We start from the raw sequence: 21,504 nt of genomic DNA, 5'->3' as shown, positions 1-21,504 counted from the left end.
ATGCCCCTGTATCTGGGCGTGATGTCTGGTACCAGTCTGGATGGGCTGGATGTCGCACTGGTCGAGCAAAGCGGCCACACGCGACTGCTCGCCACACGCTTCGTGCCCATGCCAGCATCGCTTCGCCAGGAACTTCTTGCCCTGTGCTCGCCTGGGCAAGACGAATTGGCGCGCTGCGCCATCGCCGAGCAGCATTGGGTGCAGCTGGCAGCAGAAGCAATTCTCAATTTGCTGGGCGAACAGCGGTTATCACCGCAAGCGATACGCGCCATCGGGAGCCACGGACAGACCATTAGGCACGAGCCGCGTCGAGGTTTCACGATACAGATTGGCAATCCTGCGCTACTGGCTGAGCTGACCGGCATCAATGTCGTTGCCGACTTTCGCCGGCGTGATGTTGCTGCAGGCGGCCAGGGCGCACCTCTGGTGCCAGCCTTTCATGAGGCCGTCTTTGGAGGCAGCAGCAAGGCTCGCGCAGTGCTGAACATCGGTGGCTTCAGCAACCTAAGCCTCTTGTCCCCAGGCCAACCCTCTTACGGTTTCGATTGCGGCCCCGGAAATGTCTTGATGGACGCCTGGGTATGGCGCCACATGGCGCAACCGTTCGATCGTAATGGCGACTGGGCGGCGCAGGGTACGGTGGTGCAACCATTGCTGGACGCCATGCTCGCTGAAGAGTTCTTCACGACGAAGGGCCCCAAGAGCACCGGACGCGAACTATTCAATCCTGCCTGGCTTGATGAACACCTCGCTCGTTATGAAGCCATGCGCCCTGAAGACGTCCAGGCAACCTTGCTGGAGCTCACGGCCAGTAGCATCTGCGACTCACTTATGGCAGCACAACCCGACACGGAAGAACTACTGGTTTGCGGCGGGGGCGCGCACAACCAAGCATTGATGCATCGCTTGCAAGCGCTGCTCCCGCGCAGCCAAGTGCTCAGCACACAGAGCCACGGCGTTCCGCCGGACTGGGTGGAAGCGATGGCGTTCGCCTGGCTGGCCCATTGTTGTTTGGAAGGAATACCTGCAAATCGCCCGCGAGTGACCGGTGCACGCGGAAACCGAATCCTCGGCGCAATCTACCCGGCTTGAGCCCAAACGAAAACGCCGTGCATAGCACGGCGTTTTCCTTGCAGCACCAGCACTCAGATCGAGAAGGACTGGCCACATCCGCAGGTAGTAGTCGCATTCGGGTTCTTTATAACGAAACGAGAACCTTCCAACCCCTCCTGGTAATCGACTTCCGCACCAGCCAGGTATTGGTAGCTCATGGGATCTACCACCAAACTCACGCCCTCTCGCTCGATCACGGTGTCGTCATCGGCGATGTCCTCGTCAAACGTGAAGCCATACTGGAAACCCGAGCAGCCCCCTCCGGTAACGAAGACACGCAGCTTCAAGCGCGGATTGCCTTCCTCGTCGACGAGGCTCTTCACCTTGCTCGCAGCCCCCTGACTGAACTGGATGGCGGTGGGCGTGAAGGATTCGACACTCATGGGGTTCTCCTGGCGTAAAACGCCCTACTGCGTTGACGGTGCATTATCGGCTTTCCCGACAAAACCGGTCAACTATTCGACATGCCCAGTCGGTCGGGCACGACACGTCATCAGGGTAACAAGGCTACATTGCCAAGGCCCGTACGCTCGTCCAGGCCAAACAGGATATTCATGTTCTGTACGGCCTGACCCGAAGCGCCCTTCACCAGATTGTCGATCACCGACAGCACAACCGCCAAGTCGCCGTCCTGAGGGCGATGCACAGCAATCCGGCAAACATTCGCCCCACGCACACTGCGCGTCTCGGGGTGGCTCCCGGCAGGCATTACGTCGACAAAGGGTTCATTGGCATAACGCTGCTCATACAGCTTCTGCAGATCGACCGATGCGTCAGTTACCGTTGCGTATAGCGTGGCGTGAATACCGCGAATCATCGGCGTCAGATGCGGGACAAAGGTGAGTCCGACATCAGCATTGGCGGCCCGACGCAGGCCTTGGCTGATCTCAGGAAGATGCCGGTGACCTTTCACCCCATAGGCCATCATGCTTTCGCCTGCCTCGGCGAACAAGGAGCCGATCTTCGCCGCACGGCCGGCACCGCTGACACCCGACTTACAGTCTGCAATCAAACGCGACGCGTCGGCCAGCCCTTGCTCGAGCAGAGGAATGAAACCAAGTTGCGTAGCCGTGGGATAACAACCAGGAACGGCAATGAGCCGTGCGCTCTTTATCTGCTCCCGGTTGACCTCCGGCAAACCGTACACCGCCTCAGGTAGCAGCTCGGGCGCCCCGTGAGGCTGGCCGTACCATTTGGCCCATTCGTCTGCATCCTGCAATCGGAAATCAGCAGAGAGGTCAATGACACGGGTGCCGGCTGCCAGAAGCTCGCCGGCAAGCGCGTGCGCCACACCATGCGGCGTAGCAAAAAACACGACATCACAGTCGCCCAGCGTGGTCGTGTCGGGAACGCTGAAAGCAAGGCCATCATAGTGGCCTCGCAGGTTCGGATACATGTCAGTCACCTTGACGCCATTCTCTGAGCGAGAAGTGATGACTGCCACTTCGGCTTGGGGATGCTGGGCGAGCAGGCGAAGCAACTCCACGCCTGTATAGCCTGTGCCGCCAACGATACCGACCTTGATCATGCCCTGCCCTCAACTGGATCCAGAAAGAACGCGATGATAAAGCTGCTTTGGTTTCGGGCCAACCGCCGGGATGACGGGCCTTTCCCCAGCCTCTAATATCGACGCACCTGTCCTTGAAGGATTCAATCGATGCTTTACCTCTGGCTCAAAGCGCTGCACATCATTGCGGTAGTCTGTTGGTTCGCCGGCTTATTCTACCTGCCCCGGCTATTCGTCTATCACGCAATGAGCGAAGACCAGCCTAGTCGGGAGCGTTTCAAGGTGATGGAACGCAAGCTGTATCGCGGCATCATGCTGCCATCGATGATCGCGACCCTTGGTTTAGGGATATGGATGATCGTGCTCAACCCTAGCCTGTTCAGTACCGGCGGCTGGCTGCATGCCAAACTAGCATTGGTGGCGCTCCTGATCGGCTATCACCACATCTGCGGCGCCCAACTCAAGCGCTTCGCCCGTGACGAGAACATGCGCGGTCATGTGTTCTATCGCTGGTTCAACGAAGTGCCAGTCCTGTTCCTTGTCGCCATCGTCATTCTGGTCGTAGTCAGGCCGTTCTGATCTCCCGAAAAGAATCTGTTATCCGGCGCAGGGTCCTGATTGAACCACCTTGCCCAGGCGAGAACAGCGCTCTACTGTTCTCGCCAACAAGGTCGTGACATGGATGCCGCATGCAAGAAGCTCAGTACAGAATCGTTTTCAAAGGCGAGCTTGAATCCGGGATGAATCAGCAGACCGTCAAGGAAAACCTGGCGGCGTTGTTCAAAACCGACACCGGCAAGATCGACAAGCTTTTCGGCGGGGAGGCCACGGTCCTCAAGCGCCGACTCACCAGGACGGAGGCGGATAAGTACCTTGCCGCACTGCAGCGTGCCGGGGCAAAGGCCCACAAGGCTCAGGAGCAGCCCGCCCGAGAGCTCAGCCTGGTGCAGATGCACGAGGATACCGCTAACCCGACTGACCAGGCCGTAGTCGGGACCATGGCATGCCCGAAGTGCGGCCATGTGCAGGAGCGAGCCTCCATCTGCCAGGCGTGCGGCATTGTTTTCGATAAGTATCTGGCTCGCCAGTCGTTACTACAGCAGAACATGCCCTCTGCTGCCGCGCCCCCGAACTCGCCCTATGCGCCGCCAGCTGCCGACGTTGATGAAACCCTGCCGCTGCACGGCGAACTCAAACCCCTTTCGGTGTCAGGGCGGATCGGACGCCTGCGCTATCTCGCGTGGTCGATGGTCATCATGTTCGCCGGAGCGGGGCTGTTCGGGCTCGCGGCCATCATCATGGCCATGTCACCTACCGCCGGCCTGGTTTGCATGGCTCTGGCAGGCGTTGCGATCGCGGTCGTCAGCGTGCTGATCGGCGTACAGCGTCTGCATGATTTTGGCTGGTCCGGCTGGTTGATTCTGCTGAACCTGGTGCCTGTAATAGGCAGCCTCTTTCCCTTCGCCATGCTACTGGTGCCAGGCACCAAGGAAGCCAATCGATATGGGTCGCCGCCTCCCCCTAACAGTCGCGCCGTGAAGTTACTCGCCGCGCTGTGGCTGGTACTGATCCTTGTCGGTGTAGCAGCGCTACCGACGCTGCTGAGCCTGTCCCGCGAAATAGGCTGAAGGCCCACGTAGCTTAGTCGGCGCACACTGTCCGTCCGCTCGCCCAGTGGCGTAGCGCCGCGAGCTCTTCGGCCATGACAACCGATAGCGGCGAGGTGGTGCGGATGCAATCGAGCAACATGGCCTGATCGACCTGTCGCTGTTGTGCCTGGGCCGCGTAGACCGCACTCACGACCACCTGCTCAATCTCGGCACCAGAGAAACCATCGCTGGCTTCGGCCAGCGATGCAAGCTCCAATGTGTCGGGTGCCAGCTCGCGCCGTTCGAGATGGATGCGAAATATGTCGATGCGCGTGGCTGCATCCGGCAAGTCGACGAAGAACAGTTCGTCAAAGCGCCCCTTTCGCAGCAGTTCGGGGGGCAGCCGCTTGATCGCATTGGCAGTGGCGACCAGGAAGACCGGCGCAGCGCGCTCAGCCATCCAGGTCAATAGCGTGCCCAGCACTCGCTGGCTTACCCCGCCATCCATATCTCCGACCGCCAACCCTTTTTCGATCTCATCCATCCATAGCACGCACGGCGCCATCTGTTCGGCCAGCGCGAGTGCTTCCCGCAAATTCCGCTCGGTTTCCCCGAAATACTTGTTGTACAGGCAGGCAAAATCCAGGCGCAGCAGTGGCAGCCCCCACAGCCCCGCTACGGCCTTGGCGGCCAGGCTCTTGCCGCCACCCTGGACGCCGACGAGCATGACGCCGCGCGGGCGGTCGTCGGTCTCGGACAAGAAGGCCGCCTGGCGCGCCGCCAGCCAGCGCTTGAAGTTCCCCAGCCCGCCGACTTCCGCGAAACGGGCCGTCTCGTGTTCGAAGCCCAGCACACCGTCCAGATCCAGCAGCTGGAACTTGCTGCGATTGAGCTCCGGAAGATCTTCCTGAGTAATGGCGCCGTCATCGCAGATCAGATTCCGCGCCAGTGCGCGCGCCTCGGCATGGCTCAGACCTCGTAGGTTCTTCACGACCTGCTGCAACGTACGGTTATCCGTACGCACCCGCGCGCCACGGTTGCGTTCGCTCCAGCGGGTCGCTTCCTCGCGGACGATGGCCAGCAGCTCCTCCTCGACAGGCAGGGACAGGCTGAAGCGAGACGAGTAACGCTGTACCTCCGGCGGAAGCTTGAGCGCATGGGATACCAGCACGACCGTAGGCGCCGAGGACGACTCCTTCATCGCGATGTCCTTGAGCAGGCGGACCAGGACAGGATCATCGAGATAGGGGTGCAGATCGCAGAACACGTAAAGATTGGCGAGTGGATCATGCTTCACCAGTTCCAGTGCGCTTGCGGGCTTGCGGCTGTCTTCTCCGCCGTGCAGCTCCCCACCAAACGCCAGGTGCCGCAGTCCTTCGGTGGCAGCCCAGACATACAGGCCCACACCGCGCCGAACGGCAAGCCCGGTCAAAGTCTCGAGCACTCTCCGCTCATCCCATGACTCGACCAGCACCAGCTTGACCCGCGACTCCAGGACCAGGCCCAGATCATGAATATCGTTTCTCACGCCATCTCCCTGCGCAGGCTCACTCCGGCCTGGATGCCCTGATACACTGTGCGACCGATCTCTCCTCGGAGAACCGTCATGGATTGTCTTTTTTGCAAGATCGTGGTCGGGGAAATTCCCGCGCGCAAGCTCTACGAAGACGATCAGATTATCGCCTTCCACGATATCGCCGCTCAGGCACCAGTACACTTTCTGCTGATTCCGAAGAAGCACATCGCTACGCTGCACGACCTAGACGCGGAGACGGACAACGCGCTGGCAGGGCATATGCTTTTCACCGCCCAGCGACTGGCTAGTGAGCAAGGGTGTCAGGACGGCTTTCGGGTGGTCGTCAATTGCAACGATCTGGGTGGCCAGACGGTCCATCACATCCATATGCACGTGTTGGGAAAACGTCAGATGCATTGGCCGCCGGGCTGACGGCCACACTGATAAAGTTATCGATAACCTCGTTATCGGCCTCACCTCTCCAGGAGGGAACCATGTCCAGCCAACGTCACTACTCCCCAGCCGACCGCCTCTTGATGCAGGCCGACGCCGCGCTCCGTACCTTGCTACCGTTTAGCGGGCAGCCATCGAGGCCTTCTCCGGCCGTGCTGAAGAACGACAGCGAACTCACCGAGAGCGAAACACGGCACGTCGCCGGACTGATGCGCATCAACCATACCGGCGAAGTCTGCGCCCAGGCGCTGTATCAGGGACAGGCGCTGACGGCGCGGTTGCCGCAGGTACGTCAGGCAATGGAACAGGCCGCGGACGAGGAAATCGATCACCTGGCCTGGTGTGAACAACGGATACGGCAACTGGGCAGTCATACCAGCGTGCTCAACCCACTGTTCTACGGGCTGTCCTTCGGGATCGGCGCGTCCGCCGGGCTGATCAGCGATCGCATCAGCCTCGGCTTCGTCGCCGCCACCGAAGATCAGGTCTGCAAGCATCTGGACGAGCACCTTGGCCAACTGCCGGCGGGGGACGACAAGTCGCGGGCCATTCTCGAACAGATGCGCGAGGACGAAGCGCAGCACTCGACGGCAGCCATCGAGGCTGGCGGTCTGCGGTTTCCAGCCCCGATCAAGTTCGGCATGAGCCTGATGTCCAAGGTCATGACCAAAGCCACTTATCGAATCTGACCGGACCAGCCAGGTCCATGGAACTCACGAGACCTGGCTCGGCAATAAAGCCAACCGTACGGGCCGGTGCTAACGGCTCATCCCAGCTCGACGATTTCGTATGAGTGGCTGATCTCCACACCTGCACGACCGAGCATGATGGATGCCGAGCAGTATTTCTCGGCCGATAGCTCAACCGCCCGCTTGACGTGCGCCTCCTTCAAACCGCGTCCCTTGACGACGAAGCGCAAATGGATGCGCGTGAATACCTTCGGATCCTCCGACGCCCGCTCGGCTTCCACGAAGGCTTCACAACTTTCCACCGCCTGGCGGGACTTCTTGAGGATGCTGACCACATCGAAGTTGCTGCAACCGCCAAGGCCCAGCAGCAACATCTCCATCGGTCGCACCCCGAGATTGCGACCACCGCTCTCGGGCGGTCCGTCCATCACAACGACATGGCCGCTGCCAGACTCACCGAGAAACATGGCGCCATCGACCCATTGAATGCGCGCTTTCATCGTCAGCTCCATAAAAAACAGGGCAAATAGCTTACCATGGCCCTCAGGATCGGCCGCGACGGGGCACGCGACTAAAGGTGCGTTGACCCTCTCGTTTCGATTGTCGCAACTTGTTGCCGGCGCACCTGCGTCTGTTAAGCTGGCGACAGCTGAATGACAGCGACTTATAACAATAATCAGCCTTTATTAAGTACTTATCCGGGACCCACAGCATGGTAGCTATCACTCTTACGCCCAAGATAAAGAATATCGACAAGTTGCTCGCGCACTGCCATAGACGGCGGTACACGGCAAAAAGCACCATCATCTATGCTGGCGACCGTTGTGAGTCGCTATTTTTCATCGTCAAAGGCTCGGTCACCATTCTCATCGAGGACGATGACGGCCGCGAGATGATCATCGCGTACCTGAACGCTGGCGATTTCTTCGGAGAGATGGGGCTTTTCGAGAAAGAAGGTGCAGAAAAAGAACGCAGCGCCTGGGTTCGCGCGAAGACCGAATGCGAAGTGGCTGAACTGAGCTATGCGAAGTTCCGCGAGCTGACCCAGCAAGACCCGGATATCCTCTACGCACTCGGCAGCCAGATGGCCGAGCGTCTACGCAATACCACGCGCAAGGTGGGCGATTTGGCATTCCTCGATGTCACCGGCCGTGTCGCGCGCACGCTGCTCGATCTGTGCAAACAGCCGGACGCGATGACTCATCCCGACGGCATGCAGATCAAGATTACCCGCCAGGAAATCGGCCGAATCGTTGGTTGTTCCCGGGAAATGGTCGGGCGAGTGCTCAAGAGTCTGGAGTCGCAAGGTCTTGTCTATGTGAAAGGCAAGACCATGGTGGTGTTCGGCACCCGCTGACCGAGGCCACAGCGCCTGCCTGCGCAACGCAGGCAGGCAGGCAGGCGTCATTCCGGATCGGCAGGTGCGGCACGCGCCCGCACGCGATCAGGGAAGAACAGGCGCTGCAGTTCACTCCCAGGCTGTTCGGCACGCATGAAGGCCTCACCGACCAGAAACGCGTAGACCTGATTGATTTCCATCAGCTCGACATCCGCACGATTGAGAATGCCGCTCTCGGTAATCACCAGGCGGTCCTTCGGTACCCGCGGCAACAGATCCAGCGTGGTTTCGAGGCTGACCTCGAAGGTATGCAGGTTTCGGTTGTTGATGCCCACCAGCGGAGTATCCAGGTGCAACGCTCGCTCCAGTTCATCGCCGTCGTGCACTTCCACCAGCACATCCAGCCCCTGCTCCTTGGCGACCGCCGCCAGCTCATGCATGCGTGCGTCGTCCAATGCCGCAACGATCAACAGAATGCAGTCGGCCCCGAGTGCACGCGCCTCGACCACCTGATAGGGGTCGACCATGAAGTCCTTGCGGATTACCGGCAGCGAACAGGCCGCACGAGCCTGCTGCAGATAACTGTCTGCGCCCTGGAAGAAATCGACGTCGGTCAGCACGGAAAGGCAGGTGGCACCGCCTGCCTCATAGCTAGCGGCGATGTCGGCCGGCAGGAATGGCTCTCGAATCACACCCTTGCTCGGTGACGCCTTTTTCACTTCGGCGATCACCGCAGCCTCCTTGCTGCGAACACGCTGCTCCAACGCTGCGGCAAACCCGCGCACCGGATCGGCCAGTTTCGCACGCTGCTCGAGATCGCTCAGCCCAACCTGTCGGCTGCGTTCAGCAACCTCCTCGAACTTCCGCGCAATGATCTTTTCCAGCACGGTCGGCACGCTCATTTCTTGTTCTCCTGCTTGAACACTGCGGTGAAGGACACCAGCTCCTCCAGCTTGTCGCGCGCCAGCCCGGTACTAAGCGCATCGTGTGCCATCTCCACGCCTTGCTTGAGGCTGGTTGCCAGATCTGCGGCATAGAGTGCGGCGCCAGCGTTGAGCACGATCATGTCGGCGGCCTTCTGCCCGCTCTCGCTCTGCCGGCGTCCCAGCGCATCGCGGATCAAGGTCAGCGAGCCTTGGGCGTCTTCGACGTTGAGGCCGATGAGGCTCTGGCTCTTGATGCCGAAATCCTCCGGCTGAACGTCGTATTCGTGAATCTGGCCATCCTTCAGTTCGGCCACATGAGTGGGCGCAGCCAGGCTGATCTCGTCCAGGCCGTCCTGCGCATGCACGACCAGGACATGCTTGCTGCCCAAGCGCAGCAGCACCTCGGCCATCGGTCGGCACAGCGCCTTGCTGAATACCCCGAGCACCTGATGGCGCACACCGGCCGGATTGGCCATTGGCCCGAGGATATTGAACAGGGTACGCAAACCCAGCTCGCGCCGCGGCCCAGCGGCGTGCTTCATCGCGCCATGGTGGGCCGGCGCAAACATGAAGCCGACACCGACGGTATCGACGCTGCGTGCCACTTGCTCCGGGGTGAGGTCGAGATATACCCCAGCCGCCTCGAGCAGATCGGCGCTGCCACTCTTGCCGGATACGGCGCGGTTGCCGTGCTTGGCCACCTTGCCGCCCGCTGCAGCGACAACGAAGGAAGCCGCCGTCGAGACGTTGAAGATATTCATCCCATCGCCGCCAGTGCCACAGGTGTCGACCAGCTTTTCCGTCGCGAAACGCACTGGCTCGGCCAGCTCGCGCATCACCTGCACCGCACCGACAATCTCGTCGATCGTCTCGCTCTTCATGCGCATGCCCATGAGGAAGGCGCCGATCTGCGCGTCAGTGCACTGCCCCGTCATGATCTGGCGCATCACTGCCTGCATTTCCTCGGTGGTCAGGTCCAGCTGACCGACGATGCGGTTGAGGGCTTCCTTGATATCCATCAGCGCATGCCTCCGGTCTGCTTCAGAAAGTTGGCGAACAGTTCATGCCCCTGTTCAGTGAGGATCGACTCCGGATGGAACTGCACACCTTCGACGTTCATCGTCCGATGCCGCAGCCCCATGATCTCGTCCACCGCCCCATCGTCCAGCTGTGTCCATGCGGTGACTTCCAGGCAGTCCGGAAGGGTTTCACGCTTGACCACCAGCGAGTGATAGCGGGTGACGTTGAGTGGGTTGTTCAGGCCGGCGAAGACGCCCTGGTCATGGTGGAACACCGGGCTGGTCTTGCCATGCATGGCCTGGCGAGCGCGAACCACGTCGCCGCCGAACGCCTGACCGATGCTCTGGTGTCCAAGGCAGACCCCGAGAATCGGCAACTTACCGGCGAAGTGGCGGATCAGTTCCAGCGATACGCCGGCTTCATTGGGTGTACAGGGGCCCGGCGATACGACGATGCGCTCGGGCTTCAAGGCTTCGATCTCGGCCACGCTAAGTTCGTCGTTGCGTACCACCTTCACCTCGGCACCTAGCTCGCCCAGGTATTGCACGACGTTGTAGGTAAAGGAATCGTAGTTATCCAGCATTAGCAGCATTTGCGTCACCCTAAGGCTTGAGACTGATCCAGCGCCCGCCGCGAGCTTCGGACATCGCGGTAGCGACACGGGAGCGCTCGAAGAGCAGGCGTGAATGGCTATTTCGGCACGGAGCCAACGATGGGGATCAGGCGCGCCAACGCCACCGGGCATTGGCCTTGAACAGGCGCATCAGGAGAATACTGCTGAATATCACGGAAAGGCCTCGCAGGGCGGTCAGCGCAAGGTAGCCCATGCCAGGCCACGTTTTCAACGGACTATACCAGAGCGATACCCGACAGCCATCGACAAGCGATGGCGAACCTAGCTACTCAGGGAGGCAATCGCGTCAGGCAGCTGTGCTGCGCGAACCGGCCGCGCATACAGGAATCCCTGGGCCTGGCGACAGCCGAGCCGGCGCAACTCGGCCGCAGTTTCCGCATTTTCCACCCCTTCGGCCAGCGTATTGAGCCCCAGCGACTCGGACATCTGGATGATCGCGGCGACAATGGCATGGCCATCCTCGGTCGCCAGGTCACTGACGAAGGAGCGATCGATTTTCAGCGTATCCACCGACAGGCAGCGAAGGTACGCCAGGCAGGAATAGCCGGTGCCGAAGTCATCGATCGCCAGCTTCACACCCAGGCCCTTGAGCCTTGCCAAGGTAGCCATCACCTGCTCGGTATTTTCGACCAGGCTGGATTCGGTCAGCTCCAGCTCGAGGGCCGCCGCAGGCAGGCCGCTCTGCTCCAGCGCAGCGGCTACGGTGTCCACCAGCGATCCCTGGTGCAGCTGGACCGCCGCGACATTCACCGCGACCTGCGGAACATCGAGCCCTTCGGCGCGCCAGCGGGCAGCCTGCAGACAGGCTTCCAGAATGATCCACTTGCCGAGATCGACGATCAGGCCGCTCTGCTCCGCCGCCGGGATGAACCGCCCCGGCGACAGTAGCCCCCACTGCGGGTGCTGCCAGCGAACCAGCGCCTCCGCACCGACCACCTTGCCGCTGCCGAGATCAAGCTGCAGCTGATACTCAAGCAGCAACTCCTGCCGCTCGATCGCCAAGCGCAGCCCGTTGATCAGCAAGAGCCGGCCGCGCACCTCCGTATCGAGCTCAGGATTGTAGTAACACCAGGTGCGACGGCCGGCTTCCTTGGCCTTGTACATGGCCATTTCCGCATTGCGCAGCAGGCAGGTGAAATCCATTCCGTCGTCAGGCCCGACCGCGACCCCGACCGAGATCGAGACCACCATCTGCTGCTTCTGGATCATGAAGGGTTCGCCCAACCTCTCCAGCACATGCTGAACCACTGCGGAAGCACCATCGGCCTCCCTCGGGTCCGCCAGCAGCACGACGAACTCGTCGCCACCTGCACGAGCCAGCACGGCACTGTCGGGCAGTACCGCCCGCAGTCGGGAGCCGGTGATACACAGCAACTCATCGCCAAACGCGCGCCCAAAGGAGTCGTTCACCATCTTGAAGTGGTCGATGTCGATGTAGAGCACCGCCACGGCCCCCTTCAGGCTATGGGCCGCTGCGATCGCCTGGCGTGTACGCTCTTCCAGCAGACTGAGGTTGGGCAGTCCCGTCAGGCTGTCGAAATAGGTGACGTAATCGGCACGCTGCTGTGCCGCCACCCGCTCGTTCATTTCAATGGCCAGACGCTGGTACGGGGCGCGCACGCTGGAAACGAACACCACCTGGTAGATGAAGCAGTAGGACACGATCTTGTAAGCATGTCCGAGCAGACTGTAGAAGCTGTTCACGCTGGTGTAGGCGGTGAAACACAGCTCGGCGAGGATCGAGATCAGCGTCGCGGCCAGCAAACCGTCGAAATAGGCTGCGTCGCTTTCTGCACGGTTACGCCAGAACAGCCAGGCGGCCAGCGCGAACAACGCGATCAACAGCCATTCCATGCTGACCTTGAAAGCAGTCAACCCCTGACCTTCGATGAAGGTACGCGGCCACAGCTGCGGCTGGAAAAGCTGCAGATAGCCCACCAGGGCCACCAGGCCCAGTGCCGATACGAGCAGCACATAGCGTGGCAGGGTCACGCACAGGCGGCAGGCTATGACCAAGAGCGTCAGCGCGAGCACGAAGCGGGACACCAGCCAGAACGCGATCGCCTTCTCCGGTGACGCAGGCGTCACCCAGAGAGGCATGCCTTGGTAGGAAAGCGTGTGCGCCATATCGAGCAGCGCGATGGCGAGAAACGAACAGGCCAGCAGTGGGTTGGACAGATGCACCGGTTGCTGACTGTGCCAAGCCACGGCAAACACCAGAATCGCCACGGTGATGGCGAAGGTTTCCATGACGATATGCAGGGGCAACGGAAACCAAACCGGACTACCTCTGAAATCCAGCAGGCTCGAGAGCAGGTAGACCAGCACCAGCAGCCCGGTGAGCGCGACGGTCAGCACTGAAGCCCATAACTGACGCGGTGGATTGGCAGAACCGGAGCTGGGAGTCAGGGGCATCGGCAGGTCGAAGATGATGGAAGTTGGCAGCCAGGCGCTCTAGCCCGGCGTTCACCGACTATAGGCATAGCCAACTGCCATTACCATACAAAGCACGCGGACTTTAGTCGCATTTCACCGGATAAGTGAATCGCGCCGCGTCCGGGTCAGTCGCTACCCTTCTCCGCCAACGCCACTGCGCGGAACATGGCGCGGCGCTTGTTCAGCGTCTCTTCCCACTCCAGCGCCGGCTGCGAGTCGGCGACGATGCCGGCACCGGCCTGTACATGCAGCTCGCCATCCTTGATCACAGCGGTGCGGATGGCGATGGCGGTGTCCATGTTGCCGTTCCACGCCAGGTAGCCCACCGCGCCGCCATAGACGCCACGTCTGACCGGCTCCAACTCGTCGATGATCTCCATGGCACGGATCTTCGGTGCACCGGAGAGCGTGCCCGCCGGGAGGATCGCGCGCAGCGCATCCATCGCCGACAGCGGCGCCTTGAGCTGGCCGGTGACGTTGGAAACGATGTGCATGACGTTGGAGTAGCGCTCGATGACCATCTGCTCGGTGACTTTCACCGAGCCGGTTTCGGCGACCCGCCCGACATCGTTGCGACCCAGGTCGATCAGCATCAGGTGCTCGGCCAGTTCCTTGGTGTCGGACAGCAGGTCCTGCTCCAGCGCCAGGTCGGCCTCCTCGCTGGCGCCGCGCGGACGGGTGCCGGCGATCGGTCGCACGGTAACCAGGCCGTCCTCGACGCGCACCAGCACTTCCGGTGACGAGCCCACCACATGGAAGTCGCCGAAGTTGAAGAAGTACATATAGGGCGTCGGGTTGAAGCAGCGCAACGCGCGGTAGAGATCGATCGGCGCAGCCCTGAACGGGATCGACATGCGCTGGGAAATCACCACCTGCATGCAGTCACCAGCCAGGATGTAGTCCTTGATGCGGCAAACCGCCTGCTCGAAATCCTCGCGGCTGAAGCTCGAGCGGAACGCCGGCTCCGCGCCGGGCCCGGCCTCGAAGTCCAGCCCCAGGCGCGGCACGACCGGCTGGCGCAAGCGCTGGCGCAGCTGTGCCAAGTAGGCCTGGCCCTGCGCGTAGGCGTCCTCGGCGGCCGGGTCGGCAAGCACGATGCAGTGCAGCTTGCCGGCGAGGTTATCGAATACCACCACCGCGTCGGAGACCATCAGCAGGATATCCGGCGTACCCAGCGGGTCAGGGTTGGGACAGTTGCCGAGCTTACGCTCGACGTAGCGCACACTGTCGTAGCCGAAATAGCCCACCAGTCCGCCATTGAAGCGCGGCAGCCCTTCGACCGGCGCAACCCGGTAGCGCTGCTTGAAGGCCTCGACGAAGGCCAGCGGGTCCTCGACCTCCAGGCTTTCCGTCTCGATCCCATCGACGGTCACCCGCACCTGATAGCCGTGAACGCGCAGCACGGTGCGGCAAGGCAGTCCGATGATCGAGTATCGCCCCCACTTCTCACCGCCCTGGACGGATTCGAGCAGATAGGAGTTCGGCGCATCGGCCAGTTTCAGGTAGAGCGACAGCGGGGTGTCGAAGTCGGCGAGCGTCTCGAACGACAGGGGGATGCGGTTGTGGCCTTCGTCGGCCAAACGCAGGAATTCTTCGCGGGTCATGTCAGCCTCGTGGTCTGAGGAGGATTCGATCGAACAACGGCAAACGCACCGGCCGGGCCGGCAGGAAGAGTCAGGCGCGCCAGCGCCAACGGGCCAGGGCCTTGATGACGTTCACCCATTGTTTGCGGCTAATCACCACGAGTTTGTCTCTTGAGGCGGGGCAAAAAGAGTCCGGCCACACTAGCGCAGCCCCGAATTCGAAGCAACCAGCAGGCGTAGGTCGTCGAGCACCAGATCCGGGCGTTCTTCTTCGATAGGCCGGCCATGGTTGTAGCCGTAGCTCAGCCCGACGCAGGGCACACCGGCGGCCTGCGCGGCCCGCACGTCATTGCGCGAATCACCGATGAACAGCGACTCGGCGGGCGTCGCGCCGACCTTGTCCATCACCCAGAAGAGCGCCGCCGGATCGGGCTTCTGCTGCGGCAGCGTATCGCCTCCAACCAGCCAGCCGAAGTAACCACCCAGACCCTTCTCCTCCAGCAGCGGCGCGACGAACTGTGCCGGCTTGTTGGTGATGACCGCCAGTGCCACCTCGTGCGCGGCCAGCCAATCCAGGCACTCACGCACGCCAGGGTAGACGGTGGTCAAGGCATGGCTGCCGGCATAGGCCTGCATGAACAGCGCCAACGCGGCATCGGTCTCGTCCTCATCGACACCGGCATGCTCGTAGCTACCGGCCAGGGCGCGGCGCACCAGCACTCGCGAACCGTTGCCGACCCAGTCGCGCACGCGGGCCACACCGGCCGGCGGGCGACCGAGCAGCATCAGCATCTTGTCCACCGCGGCGGCCAAGTCCGGTACCGAGTCCATCAGGGTGCCGTCCAGATCGAACATCACCAGCCGCGGCAGCGTGCCGTCGAACAGTTGCTCCAGGCGAGTCATGGGCGGGCCAGCGCCAGCTCGGCGCGCATCTGGTCGATCACCGCCTTGTAGTCCGGCTGGTTGAAGATGGCCGAGCCGGCGACGAAGGTGTCGGCGCCTGCTGCGGCGATCTCGCGGATGTTCTTCGGATTGACGCCGCCATCGATCTCCAGGCGAATCTCGCGCCCGCTGGCGTCGATCAGGGCGCGCGCCTCGCGCAGCTTGTCCAGCGTGCCGGGAATGAACTTCTGCCCGCCGAAGCCAGGGTTGACGCTCATCAGCAGGACCATGTCGACCTTGTCCATGACGTACTTGAGCACGTCCAGCGGTGTCGCCGGGTTGAACACCAGGCCGGCCTTGGCGCCGCCGTCCTTGATCAGCTGCAGCGAACGGTCGATGTGCTCCGAGGCTTCCGGGTGGAAGGTGATGTAAGTCGCGCCGGCCTCGAGGAAGTCGCCGATCATGCGATCCACCGGCTTGACCATCAGGTGCACGTCGATGGGCGCGGTGACGCCATGCTTGCGCAGCGCCGAGCAGACCATCGGGCCGATGGTCAGGTTTGGCACGTAGTGGTTGTCCATCACGTCGAAATGGACGATGTCGGCGCCGGCGGCCAGCACGTTGTCCACTTCCTCGCCCAGGCGGGCGAAATTGGCGGAAAGAATCGAAGGGGCGATGGCGAACGGCTGCATGACGACCTCGGGTAGCACGGCAAGATGCCGCGCATTGTACCCGAGGGGTCAGGGTTGCGGCGCGCCTGACATCCGCTCACGAATGCCGGCGCGCCAGGTCGGATCAGGTCAGCTCATCGAAGCACTCGCCGAGGATGGCCAGGCCGCGCTCGAGCAGCTCGTCCTCGACGGTCAGCGGCACCAGCACCCGCAGCACGTTGTAGTAGGTACCGCAGGACAGCAGGATCAATCCCTTCTCCCGCGCCCGGGCGACGATCTGCGACGTCAGCGCCGCGGCCGGTCGCGCCAGGTCGCCATCCTCGAACAGCTCGATGGCGATCATCGCGCCGAGGCCGCGCACCTCGCCGATCTCCTTGTGCTTGGCCTGGATCGCCTTGAGGCCGGCGGTGAGCTTCTCCGCCACCGCCTTGCAGCGGTCGAGCAAATGCTCCTCCTCGAAGATTTCCATGACCGCCAGCGCCGCCGCGCAGGACAGCGGGTTGCCGGCATAGGTGCCGCCCAGCCCGCCGGGCGCGATGGCATCCATGATCTCGGCCTTGCCGCACACGCCGGCGATCGGGAAGCCGCCGCCGACCGACTTGGCGAAGGTGGTCAGGTCGGCGACCACGCCCATCTGCTCCATGGCGAAGAAGGTGCCGGTGCGCCCGGCGCCGGTCTGCACCTCGTCGGCGATCAGCAGGATGCCGTGCTCGTCGCAGAGCGCGCGCAGGCGGGCCATGAAATCCTTCGGCGCGACATTGAAGCCGCCCTCGCCCTGCACCGGTTCGACGATGATCGCGGCGATGTCGCGCGGCTCGGCGTCATTCTTGAAGATGCGCTCGATGCTCGCGATCGAGTCATCGACGCTGACACCATGAATCGCGCAGGGATACTGCGCACGGAAGATCCCGCCGGGCATCAGGCCCATGCCGGCGGAGTACGGGGCGACCTTGCCGGTCAGGCCGAGGGTCATCATGGTGCGGCCGTGATAGGCGCCGGTGAAGGCAATCACGCCGGCACGGCCGGTGGCGGCGCGGGCGATCTTCACCGCGTTCTCCACGGCCTCGGAGCCGGTGGTGACCAGCAGGGTCTTCTTGGCGAAATCACCCGGCACCCGCGCGTTGATCTTCTCGCACAGCTCGACGTACGGCTCGTAGGCCAGCACCTGGAAGCAGGTGTGGGTGAGCTTGTGCAGCTGGTCTTCCACCGCCTTGACGATCTTCGGATGCAGGTGGCCGGTATTCAGCACGGCGATGCCGCCGGCGAAATCGATGAACTCGCGGCCCTCCACATCCACCACGCTGCTGTTCTTCGCGTGGTCGGCAAAGATCGGGTGGATCTGGCCGACGCCACGGGGAACGGCGGCGACACGGCGTTGCATCAGGGATTCGTTGGTCTTGCTCATAAGCTCCTCGGTAGCCGCTCATCGTCGGCACGGGTCGGAAAGAACGCCAGGAAGCGGGCGCGGCAGCATACGATGATCGACTGCCGCACCATCCGGAGCGTTCGGATTACAGTAAAACTCCGTGCATTATTTTGCACGCTTGATTTGGGCCAACCTCTTGGCCAGCACGACAGATCGACGCTCATATAATGGCCGTGCGTGCCGACATGTCTCATACCGAGCACTCACCAGCACCTTTACCCAAGGAGATAACCATGCGTCGCCTGCCCGCACTCGTGCTTCTGCTCAACGCAGCGCTCGCCGGCGGCATGCCATCCGCTGCCCTGGCGCAGGAGCCGGAAAGCGTAGAGCAAGTGCCGACGGACGAGCCGGCAGCCCGCGAGCGTCCGGCGCCGCAGACACGGGGCGATGCCTTGGCTGCCGGACTGCAGCGGCAGCTCGAAAGGACAGCGCAGATCGAGCTGGGTAGTGACGACAGCTTTATTGCCCTCTGGCAGCCGGCCAACACTCCAAAGGCCCGTGGCGTGCTCGTCATCGTGCCAAGCGAAGGCGAAACCGCCGATTGGCCGCGGGCAATCGGCCCGCTACGGCGCGGCCTTCCCGAGCACGGCTGGCATACCCTGAGCCTGACGCCCACGGACTCGACGTTGAGCCCTGGCCCGCGCCCGCCAGCGACCGAAGCCCCAACTGCGGAAGAAAAGCCCGACACGGAGAAAGGCGCCGAGCCTGACGCTAGCGATGCCCAAACCGCGATGCAGACGACTTCGGCAGGCTACTTGCCCGAGCAGACCGCAGCCACGGACAACGACGACTCGACGCCGCCACAAGCCGAGCAGGACACCCCGCCGCCAACGGATGCCGAGCGCATGCTGGCGCGCCTGGATGCGGCCATCGAGCATGCGCGCACACTGCAGGCGCCTATGATCGTTCTGCTCGGCCATGGCACCGGCGCCTACTGGGCAAGCCAGTATCTGGCGCAGCGTCAGCCAAAGGATGTCGGGCAGGTCGTGGTGATCGATCCGCGCGCGCCGTTGCAGGCGGAACAGCCGCTGGAGAGCCTAGTCGCGGCGTTGCCAGTGGGCATCGGCGACTTCTATACCGGTACCCGTGCAGCGGCGAAACAGCAGGCGCTGCAACGACGTAATGCGGCGCGTCGTGCCGGGCATCCGGATTATCGACAGGTCGCCCTGCCGAACCTGGGTGGCGGTCGCGACGCCGATCAGGAGCAGCTGGTGCGCCGGGTGCGCGGCTGGCTCGAGCGCAAGCCGGTGCGCTGACCGGCTCAGCGAAAACCGCGGCGCTCGCGGATCAGTGCATAGGCGCTGTGCAGCTCGCGGGTGCGCTCGGTCGCTTCGCGAACTTGCGCCGGGCTCGCTCCCGCGCCAGCCTGCTTGTCCGGGTGATGCTTGCTCAGCAGGCGGCGATAGGCCCGTTTGATCAGCTGCGGGTCGCTGTCTTGGCGCACACCCAGTAGCTGCAAGGCCTGCTCGTAGGCTCCGCCGCGCCCGGCCGGCGCCTCGTTGCGCCGCGCCGCGCCCTGATCGAGCGCCGCCACCTCGGCAGCATTCCAACCCAGCCACTTGCCCCAGAGCAGCACCAGTTCATGCTCACGTGCGCCCATGCTTCCCTGGGCTCGGGCCATGCGCCAACAGGCCTGGATCAGGCGCCGCCCCTCCTCACGCTGCCCACGTAGCCGCTGCAGGGTCACGCGCAAGCCGTCGCCGCTGGCCTTGCCGCGATTGAACGCGGCGATGGCCCGCTGCTGCCCCGACGCATCGAGGCCCTGGCGGCGCATCTCCTCGCGTGCCGCCTGGATATGCGCAGGACTGACCCGCCCGCCACTTTTGGCCAGGCGCCCGAGCAGAAAGAACAGCAGCTCATTGCCCTTCAGCGCCGATTTGCCAGCCAGGCGCTCACGCAAGCTGGCCCATGAATCTAGGCCCAGGCGACGATCGACTACCTGCCCCAGCAGACCACCGAGCAGCGCACCAGGGATGCTGGCGAGCAACCAACCGATCAACAGCCCCAACAGGGTGATGGGCCAGAACATCTCAGCGCCGCGCCTCGAGTATCCGCTCGACATCCGCCAGCCGCTCGTGCGTACCCACGTCCACCCAGGCTCCACCGAAACGCTCGCCGCTCACTCGCTCAGCAACCATGGCACGCCGCAGCAGGGGCGCGAGCTTGAACGCACCCGCCTGACAGCCCTCGAACAAGGCCGGATGCAGCACCGAGATGCCGCTGTAGGTCAGCGCCTCGCCCTCCCCTTCGGCTGTCGCGACACGCTCGGCGGCTAAGAGGAAATCGCCGCCGGGGTTGTGAGGCGGATTGTCGACCAGCACCAGGTGGGCCAGCCCATCGAGCGGTTTGCGTAGCCGGGCGAAATCGTAGTCGGTCCAGATATCGCCGTTGACCACCAGGAATGGCTCATCGCCAAGCAGGCCCAGAGCCCGGTGGATTCCGCCGCCGGTCTCCAGCGGCTCGCCTTCGGCCGAATAGCGGATCGCCACGCCGAAGCGGCTGCCATCGCCGAGATAGTCCTCGATCTGCTGGCCGAGCCAGGCATGGTTGATGACGAGTTCGACGAAGCCGGCAGCCGCCAGCGCGCGAACGTGATACTCGATCAGGGGCACGCCGGCGGCGCGCACCAGCGGCTTGGGCGTGTGCAGGGTCAAGGGACGCAGGCGCTCGCCCTTGCCTGCGGCGAGGATCATGGCCTTCATGCCTGCGGCGCCTTTGACAGCTCGGCGATCAGCTGCCGCAACTCGCCCAGCTCCGGCCGCCGCACCAGCACGGCCTCGATATAGGCGAAGAAACGCGGCACATCGGCGAGATAACGGGGCTTGCCGTCGCGATGGCAGATTCGGGCGAAGATGCCGATCACCTTGAGGTGACGTTGCACCCCCATCAGATCGCTGGCGCGCAGGAATTCCTCGAACGACTCGGGCAGCGCCACGCCCGCCGCACGGGCACGGCCCCAATAGGCTTCCAGCCACGCCCGTACCTGCGGCTCGGGCCAGCTGAGGAAGGCGTCCTTGAACAGCGAGGTGATGTCGTAGCTGACCGGGCCGAGCACCGCATCCTGAAAGTCCAGGACGCCAGGGTTGGGCTCACTGATCATCAGGTTGCGCGGCATGTAGTCGCGATGCACCAGAACCCGTGGTTGCGCCAGGGCCGAGTCGATCAGCAGCCGGCAGATGCGCGCCCACGCGCCCTGCTGCGCTTCGCTGAGCGCATGGCCCAGGTGGCGCTGCACGTACCATTCGGGGAACAGCTGCAGCTCACGCCGCAGCAAGGTCTCGTCATAGGCCGGCATCGACTGCGCGACCGGCTGCAGCTGGAACTTGAGCAGCGCCTCGATGGCATCGTCGAACAGCTGATCGGCGTTACCCGCGTCGATCACGTCCAGATAGGTCTGGCGTCCGAGGTCGGTCAGCAGCAGGAAGCCGCGATCCAGATCGGCCGCCAGCACCTGCGGTACATGCACACCGGCTTCGTCCAGCATCTGCGCCACCTTGACGAAGGGACGGCAGTCTTCCTGGGGTGCCGGCGCGTCCATCACGATCAGGCTGCGCTCGCCGCCTTGCCAGCGGAAGTAACGACGAAAACTGGCATCGCTGCTCGCCGCGGTGAGCTCCGCGGTCGGTACTTCGCCCCAGCCGCAACGGGCAAAGAGTTCCGGTAGTTGCTGGTCCAGCCAGGCGCTGAGGTCCAGCAGACGTTGATCTTGATGCGGCATCC

At 62.9% G+C, this 21,504-nt stretch carries 22 protein-coding genes; 7 read left to right on the top strand and 15 right to left on the bottom strand.

From position 1 onward, the window contains the following. A complete protein-coding gene (locus tag OUY36_RS03570; protein ID WP_063539681.1) occupies positions 1-1,092 on the top strand; it encodes an anhydro-N-acetylmuramic acid kinase in 1,092 nt (363 codons plus the stop codon). Between the two features lie 53 nt (positions 1,093-1,145). Here the strand turns inward: OUY36_RS03570 and erpA are convergent, their stop codons facing one another. Together erpA and argC are read right to left on the bottom strand one after the other, a co-directional pair. Further along, positions 1,146-1,496 (bottom strand): iron-sulfur cluster insertion protein ErpA, encoded by a 351-nt coding sequence (erpA, locus tag OUY36_RS03565; protein WP_003296689.1) that lies wholly within the window; start codon positions 1,494-1,496, stop codon positions 1,146-1,148. Between the two features lie 110 nt (positions 1,497-1,606). Beyond that, a complete protein-coding gene (argC, locus tag OUY36_RS03560; RefSeq protein WP_063539680.1) occupies positions 1,607-2,641 on the bottom strand; it encodes an N-acetyl-gamma-glutamyl-phosphate reductase in 1,035 nt (344 codons plus the stop codon). 129 nt (positions 2,642-2,770) lie between these two features. Here argC and hemJ point away from each other — a divergent pair, with 129 nt between their 5' ends. Further along, positions 2,771-3,199 (top strand): protoporphyrinogen oxidase HemJ, encoded by a 429-nt coding sequence (gene hemJ / locus OUY36_RS03555; RefSeq protein ID WP_063539679.1) that lies wholly within the window; start codon positions 2,771-2,773, stop codon positions 3,197-3,199. 110 nt (positions 3,200-3,309) lie between these two features. Continuing rightward, positions 3,310-4,248 (top strand): DUF805 domain-containing protein, encoded by a 939-nt coding sequence (locus OUY36_RS03550; protein ID WP_063539678.1) that lies wholly within the window; start codon positions 3,310-3,312, stop codon positions 4,246-4,248. A gap of 13 nt (positions 4,249-4,261) precedes the next feature. On the opposite strand, the gene OUY36_RS03545 is transcribed toward OUY36_RS03550, so the two are convergent. After that, positions 4,262-5,737, bottom strand: a complete 1,476-nt coding sequence (locus OUY36_RS03545) for an AAA family ATPase (RefSeq protein WP_063539677.1) — start codon at positions 5,735-5,737, stop codon at positions 4,262-4,264. Between the two features lie 78 nt (positions 5,738-5,815). Between OUY36_RS03545 and OUY36_RS03540 the strand changes: the two genes are divergently transcribed. Together OUY36_RS03540 and coq7 are read left to right on the top strand one after the other, a co-directional pair. Further along, on the top strand, positions 5,816-6,157 hold the full coding sequence (locus OUY36_RS03540; protein ID WP_063539676.1) for a histidine triad nucleotide-binding protein: 342 nt from the start codon (positions 5,816-5,818) through the stop codon (positions 6,155-6,157). Positions 6,158-6,219: 62 nt separating this feature from the next. Beyond that, entirely contained in the window at positions 6,220-6,867 is a 648-nt protein-coding gene (coq7, locus tag OUY36_RS03535) for a 2-polyprenyl-3-methyl-6-methoxy-1,4-benzoquinone monooxygenase (RefSeq protein ID WP_063539675.1), read from the top strand. Positions 6,868-6,944: 77 nt separating this feature from the next. Here coq7 and OUY36_RS03530 read toward each other — a convergent pair whose 3' ends face one another. Next, a complete protein-coding gene (locus tag OUY36_RS03530; protein ID WP_063539674.1) occupies positions 6,945-7,367 on the bottom strand; it encodes an OsmC family protein in 423 nt (140 codons plus the stop codon). 212 nt (positions 7,368-7,579) lie between these two features. Here OUY36_RS03530 and crp point away from each other — a divergent pair, with 212 nt between their 5' ends. Continuing rightward, entirely contained in the window at positions 7,580-8,224 is a 645-nt protein-coding gene (gene crp / locus OUY36_RS03525; RefSeq protein WP_037037793.1) for a cAMP-activated global transcriptional regulator CRP, read from the top strand. Between the two features lie 47 nt (positions 8,225-8,271). Here crp and trpC read toward each other — a convergent pair whose 3' ends face one another. The 8 genes from trpC to gabT form a co-directional block, all read right to left on the bottom strand. Beyond that, a complete protein-coding gene (gene trpC / locus OUY36_RS03520; protein WP_156245577.1) occupies positions 8,272-9,108 on the bottom strand; it encodes an indole-3-glycerol phosphate synthase TrpC in 837 nt (278 codons plus the stop codon). After that, on the bottom strand, positions 9,105-10,151 hold the full coding sequence (gene trpD / locus OUY36_RS03515) for an anthranilate phosphoribosyltransferase (protein WP_156245576.1): 1,047 nt from the start codon (positions 10,149-10,151) through the stop codon (positions 9,105-9,107). Before trpD ends, trpC begins: the two co-directional genes overlap by 4 nt. Further along, the gene (locus OUY36_RS03510; RefSeq protein ID WP_063539671.1) at positions 10,151-10,744 is read right to left on the bottom strand and encodes an aminodeoxychorismate/anthranilate synthase component II; all 594 of its coding nucleotides are present in this window, start codon (positions 10,742-10,744) and stop codon (positions 10,151-10,153) included. Before OUY36_RS03510 ends, trpD begins: the two co-directional genes overlap by 1 nt. Before the next feature lie 303 nt (positions 10,745-11,047). Then, positions 11,048-13,201 carry a putative bifunctional diguanylate cyclase/phosphodiesterase gene (locus OUY36_RS03505; RefSeq protein ID WP_267936784.1) on the bottom strand — a complete coding sequence of 718 codons (2,154 nt, stop codon included), beginning with the start codon at positions 13,199-13,201 and terminating at the stop codon, positions 11,048-11,050. A gap of 146 nt (positions 13,202-13,347) precedes the next feature. Beyond that, the gene (gene trpE / locus OUY36_RS03500) at positions 13,348-14,826 is read right to left on the bottom strand and encodes an anthranilate synthase component I (protein WP_267936783.1); all 1,479 of its coding nucleotides are present in this window, start codon (positions 14,824-14,826) and stop codon (positions 13,348-13,350) included. 180 nt (positions 14,827-15,006) lie between these two features. Continuing rightward, positions 15,007-15,708, bottom strand: coding sequence for a phosphoglycolate phosphatase (locus tag OUY36_RS03495; protein ID WP_152480819.1), 702 nt, complete (start codon positions 15,706-15,708; stop codon positions 15,007-15,009). Further along, positions 15,705-16,379, bottom strand: a complete 675-nt coding sequence (gene rpe / locus OUY36_RS03490) for a ribulose-phosphate 3-epimerase (protein ID WP_013981691.1) — start codon at positions 16,377-16,379, stop codon at positions 15,705-15,707. Before rpe ends, OUY36_RS03495 begins: the two co-directional genes overlap by 4 nt. Before the next feature lie 103 nt (positions 16,380-16,482). Further along, positions 16,483-17,763: a 4-aminobutyrate--2-oxoglutarate transaminase gene (gene gabT, locus OUY36_RS03485; protein WP_063539667.1), complete on the bottom strand. Its 1,281-nt coding sequence runs from the start codon at positions 17,761-17,763 to the stop codon at positions 16,483-16,485. Between the two features lie 254 nt (positions 17,764-18,017). Here gabT and OUY36_RS03480 point away from each other — a divergent pair, with 254 nt between their 5' ends. Beyond that, entirely contained in the window at positions 18,018-19,040 is a 1,023-nt protein-coding gene (locus OUY36_RS03480; RefSeq protein WP_267936782.1) for an alpha/beta hydrolase family protein, read from the top strand. A gap of 5 nt (positions 19,041-19,045) precedes the next feature. On the opposite strand, the gene OUY36_RS03475 is transcribed toward OUY36_RS03480, so the two are convergent. Genes OUY36_RS03475 through OUY36_RS03465 form a run of 3 tightly spaced genes read right to left on the bottom strand, consistent with a single transcriptional unit; the run spans position 19,046 to position 21,502 of the window. Beyond that, positions 19,046-19,813 (bottom strand): TerB family tellurite resistance protein, encoded by a 768-nt coding sequence (locus OUY36_RS03475; RefSeq protein WP_125866311.1) that lies wholly within the window; start codon positions 19,811-19,813, stop codon positions 19,046-19,048. A gap of 1 nt (position 19,814) precedes the next feature. Continuing rightward, positions 19,815-20,486: an N-acetylmuramate alpha-1-phosphate uridylyltransferase MurU gene (gene murU, locus OUY36_RS03470; RefSeq protein ID WP_264884339.1), complete on the bottom strand. Its 672-nt coding sequence runs from the start codon at positions 20,484-20,486 to the stop codon at positions 19,815-19,817. Continuing rightward, a complete protein-coding gene (locus OUY36_RS03465) occupies positions 20,483-21,502 on the bottom strand; it encodes an aminoglycoside phosphotransferase family protein (protein ID WP_063539659.1) in 1,020 nt (339 codons plus the stop codon). Before OUY36_RS03465 ends, murU begins: the two co-directional genes overlap by 4 nt. Positions 21,503-21,504 lie beyond the last annotated feature (2 nt).

This window comes from Stutzerimonas sp. R40042 (assembly GCF_026642215.1).
In the GTDB taxonomy this organism is placed as follows: domain Bacteria; phylum Pseudomonadota; class Gammaproteobacteria; order Pseudomonadales; family Pseudomonadaceae; genus Stutzerimonas; species Stutzerimonas frequens.
Note: the sequence above shows the minus strand (reverse complement) of the source record. Positions and strands in the feature narration are given on the sequence as shown.

What these genes read in the sequence shown, in the direction of transcription:
- crp (WP_037037793.1), top strand. Translation starts at nt 7,580, where the DNA reads ATGGTAGCTATCACTCTTACGCCCAAGATAAAGAATATCGACAAGTTG.
- OUY36_RS03510 (WP_063539671.1), bottom strand. Translation starts at nt 10,744, where the DNA reads ATGCTGCTAATGCTGGATAACTACGATTCCTTTACCTACAACGTCGTG.
- rpe (WP_013981691.1), bottom strand. Translation starts at nt 16,379, where the DNA reads ATGCAGCCGTTCGCCATCGCCCCTTCGATTCTTTCCGCCAATTTCGCC.
- gabT (WP_063539667.1), bottom strand. Translation starts at nt 17,763, where the DNA reads ATGAGCAAGACCAACGAATCCCTGATGCAACGCCGTGTCGCCGCCGTT.
- OUY36_RS03540 (WP_063539676.1), top strand. Translation starts at nt 5,816, where the DNA reads ATGGATTGTCTTTTTTGCAAGATCGTGGTCGGGGAAATTCCCGCGCGC.
- OUY36_RS03495 (WP_152480819.1), bottom strand. Translation starts at nt 15,708, where the DNA reads ATGACTCGCCTGGAGCAACTGTTCGACGGCACGCTGCCGCGGCTGGTG.
- coq7 (WP_063539675.1), top strand. Translation starts at nt 6,220, where the DNA reads ATGTCCAGCCAACGTCACTACTCCCCAGCCGACCGCCTCTTGATGCAG.
- OUY36_RS03465 (WP_063539659.1), bottom strand. Translation starts at nt 21,502, where the DNA reads ATGCCGCATCAAGATCAACGTCTGCTGGACCTCAGCGCCTGGCTGGAC.
- hemJ (WP_063539679.1), top strand. Translation starts at nt 2,771, where the DNA reads ATGCTTTACCTCTGGCTCAAAGCGCTGCACATCATTGCGGTAGTCTGT.
- erpA (WP_003296689.1), bottom strand. Translation starts at nt 1,496, where the DNA reads ATGAGTGTCGAATCCTTCACGCCCACCGCCATCCAGTTCAGTCAGGGG.
- argC (WP_063539680.1), bottom strand. Translation starts at nt 2,641, where the DNA reads ATGATCAAGGTCGGTATCGTTGGCGGCACAGGCTATACAGGCGTGGAG.
- OUY36_RS03480 (WP_267936782.1), top strand. Translation starts at nt 18,018, where the DNA reads ATGCGTCGCCTGCCCGCACTCGTGCTTCTGCTCAACGCAGCGCTCGCC.
- OUY36_RS03550 (WP_063539678.1), top strand. Translation starts at nt 3,310, where the DNA reads ATGCAAGAAGCTCAGTACAGAATCGTTTTCAAAGGCGAGCTTGAATCC.
- trpC (WP_156245577.1), bottom strand. Translation starts at nt 9,108, where the DNA reads ATGAGCGTGCCGACCGTGCTGGAAAAGATCATTGCGCGGAAGTTCGAG.
- OUY36_RS03475 (WP_125866311.1), bottom strand. Translation starts at nt 19,813, where the DNA reads ATGTTCTGGCCCATCACCCTGTTGGGGCTGTTGATCGGTTGGTTGCTC.
- trpE (WP_267936783.1), bottom strand. Translation starts at nt 14,826, where the DNA reads ATGACCCGCGAAGAATTCCTGCGTTTGGCCGACGAAGGCCACAACCGC.
- OUY36_RS03530 (WP_063539674.1), bottom strand. Translation starts at nt 7,367, where the DNA reads ATGAAAGCGCGCATTCAATGGGTCGATGGCGCCATGTTTCTCGGTGAG.
- OUY36_RS03570 (WP_063539681.1), top strand. Translation starts at nt 1, where the DNA reads ATGCCCCTGTATCTGGGCGTGATGTCTGGTACCAGTCTGGATGGGCTG.
- OUY36_RS03505 (WP_267936784.1), bottom strand. Translation starts at nt 13,201, where the DNA reads ATGCCCCTGACTCCCAGCTCCGGTTCTGCCAATCCACCGCGTCAGTTA.
- murU (WP_264884339.1), bottom strand. Translation starts at nt 20,486, where the DNA reads ATGAAGGCCATGATCCTCGCCGCAGGCAAGGGCGAGCGCCTGCGTCCC.
- trpD (WP_156245576.1), bottom strand. Translation starts at nt 10,151, where the DNA reads ATGGATATCAAGGAAGCCCTCAACCGCATCGTCGGTCAGCTGGACCTG.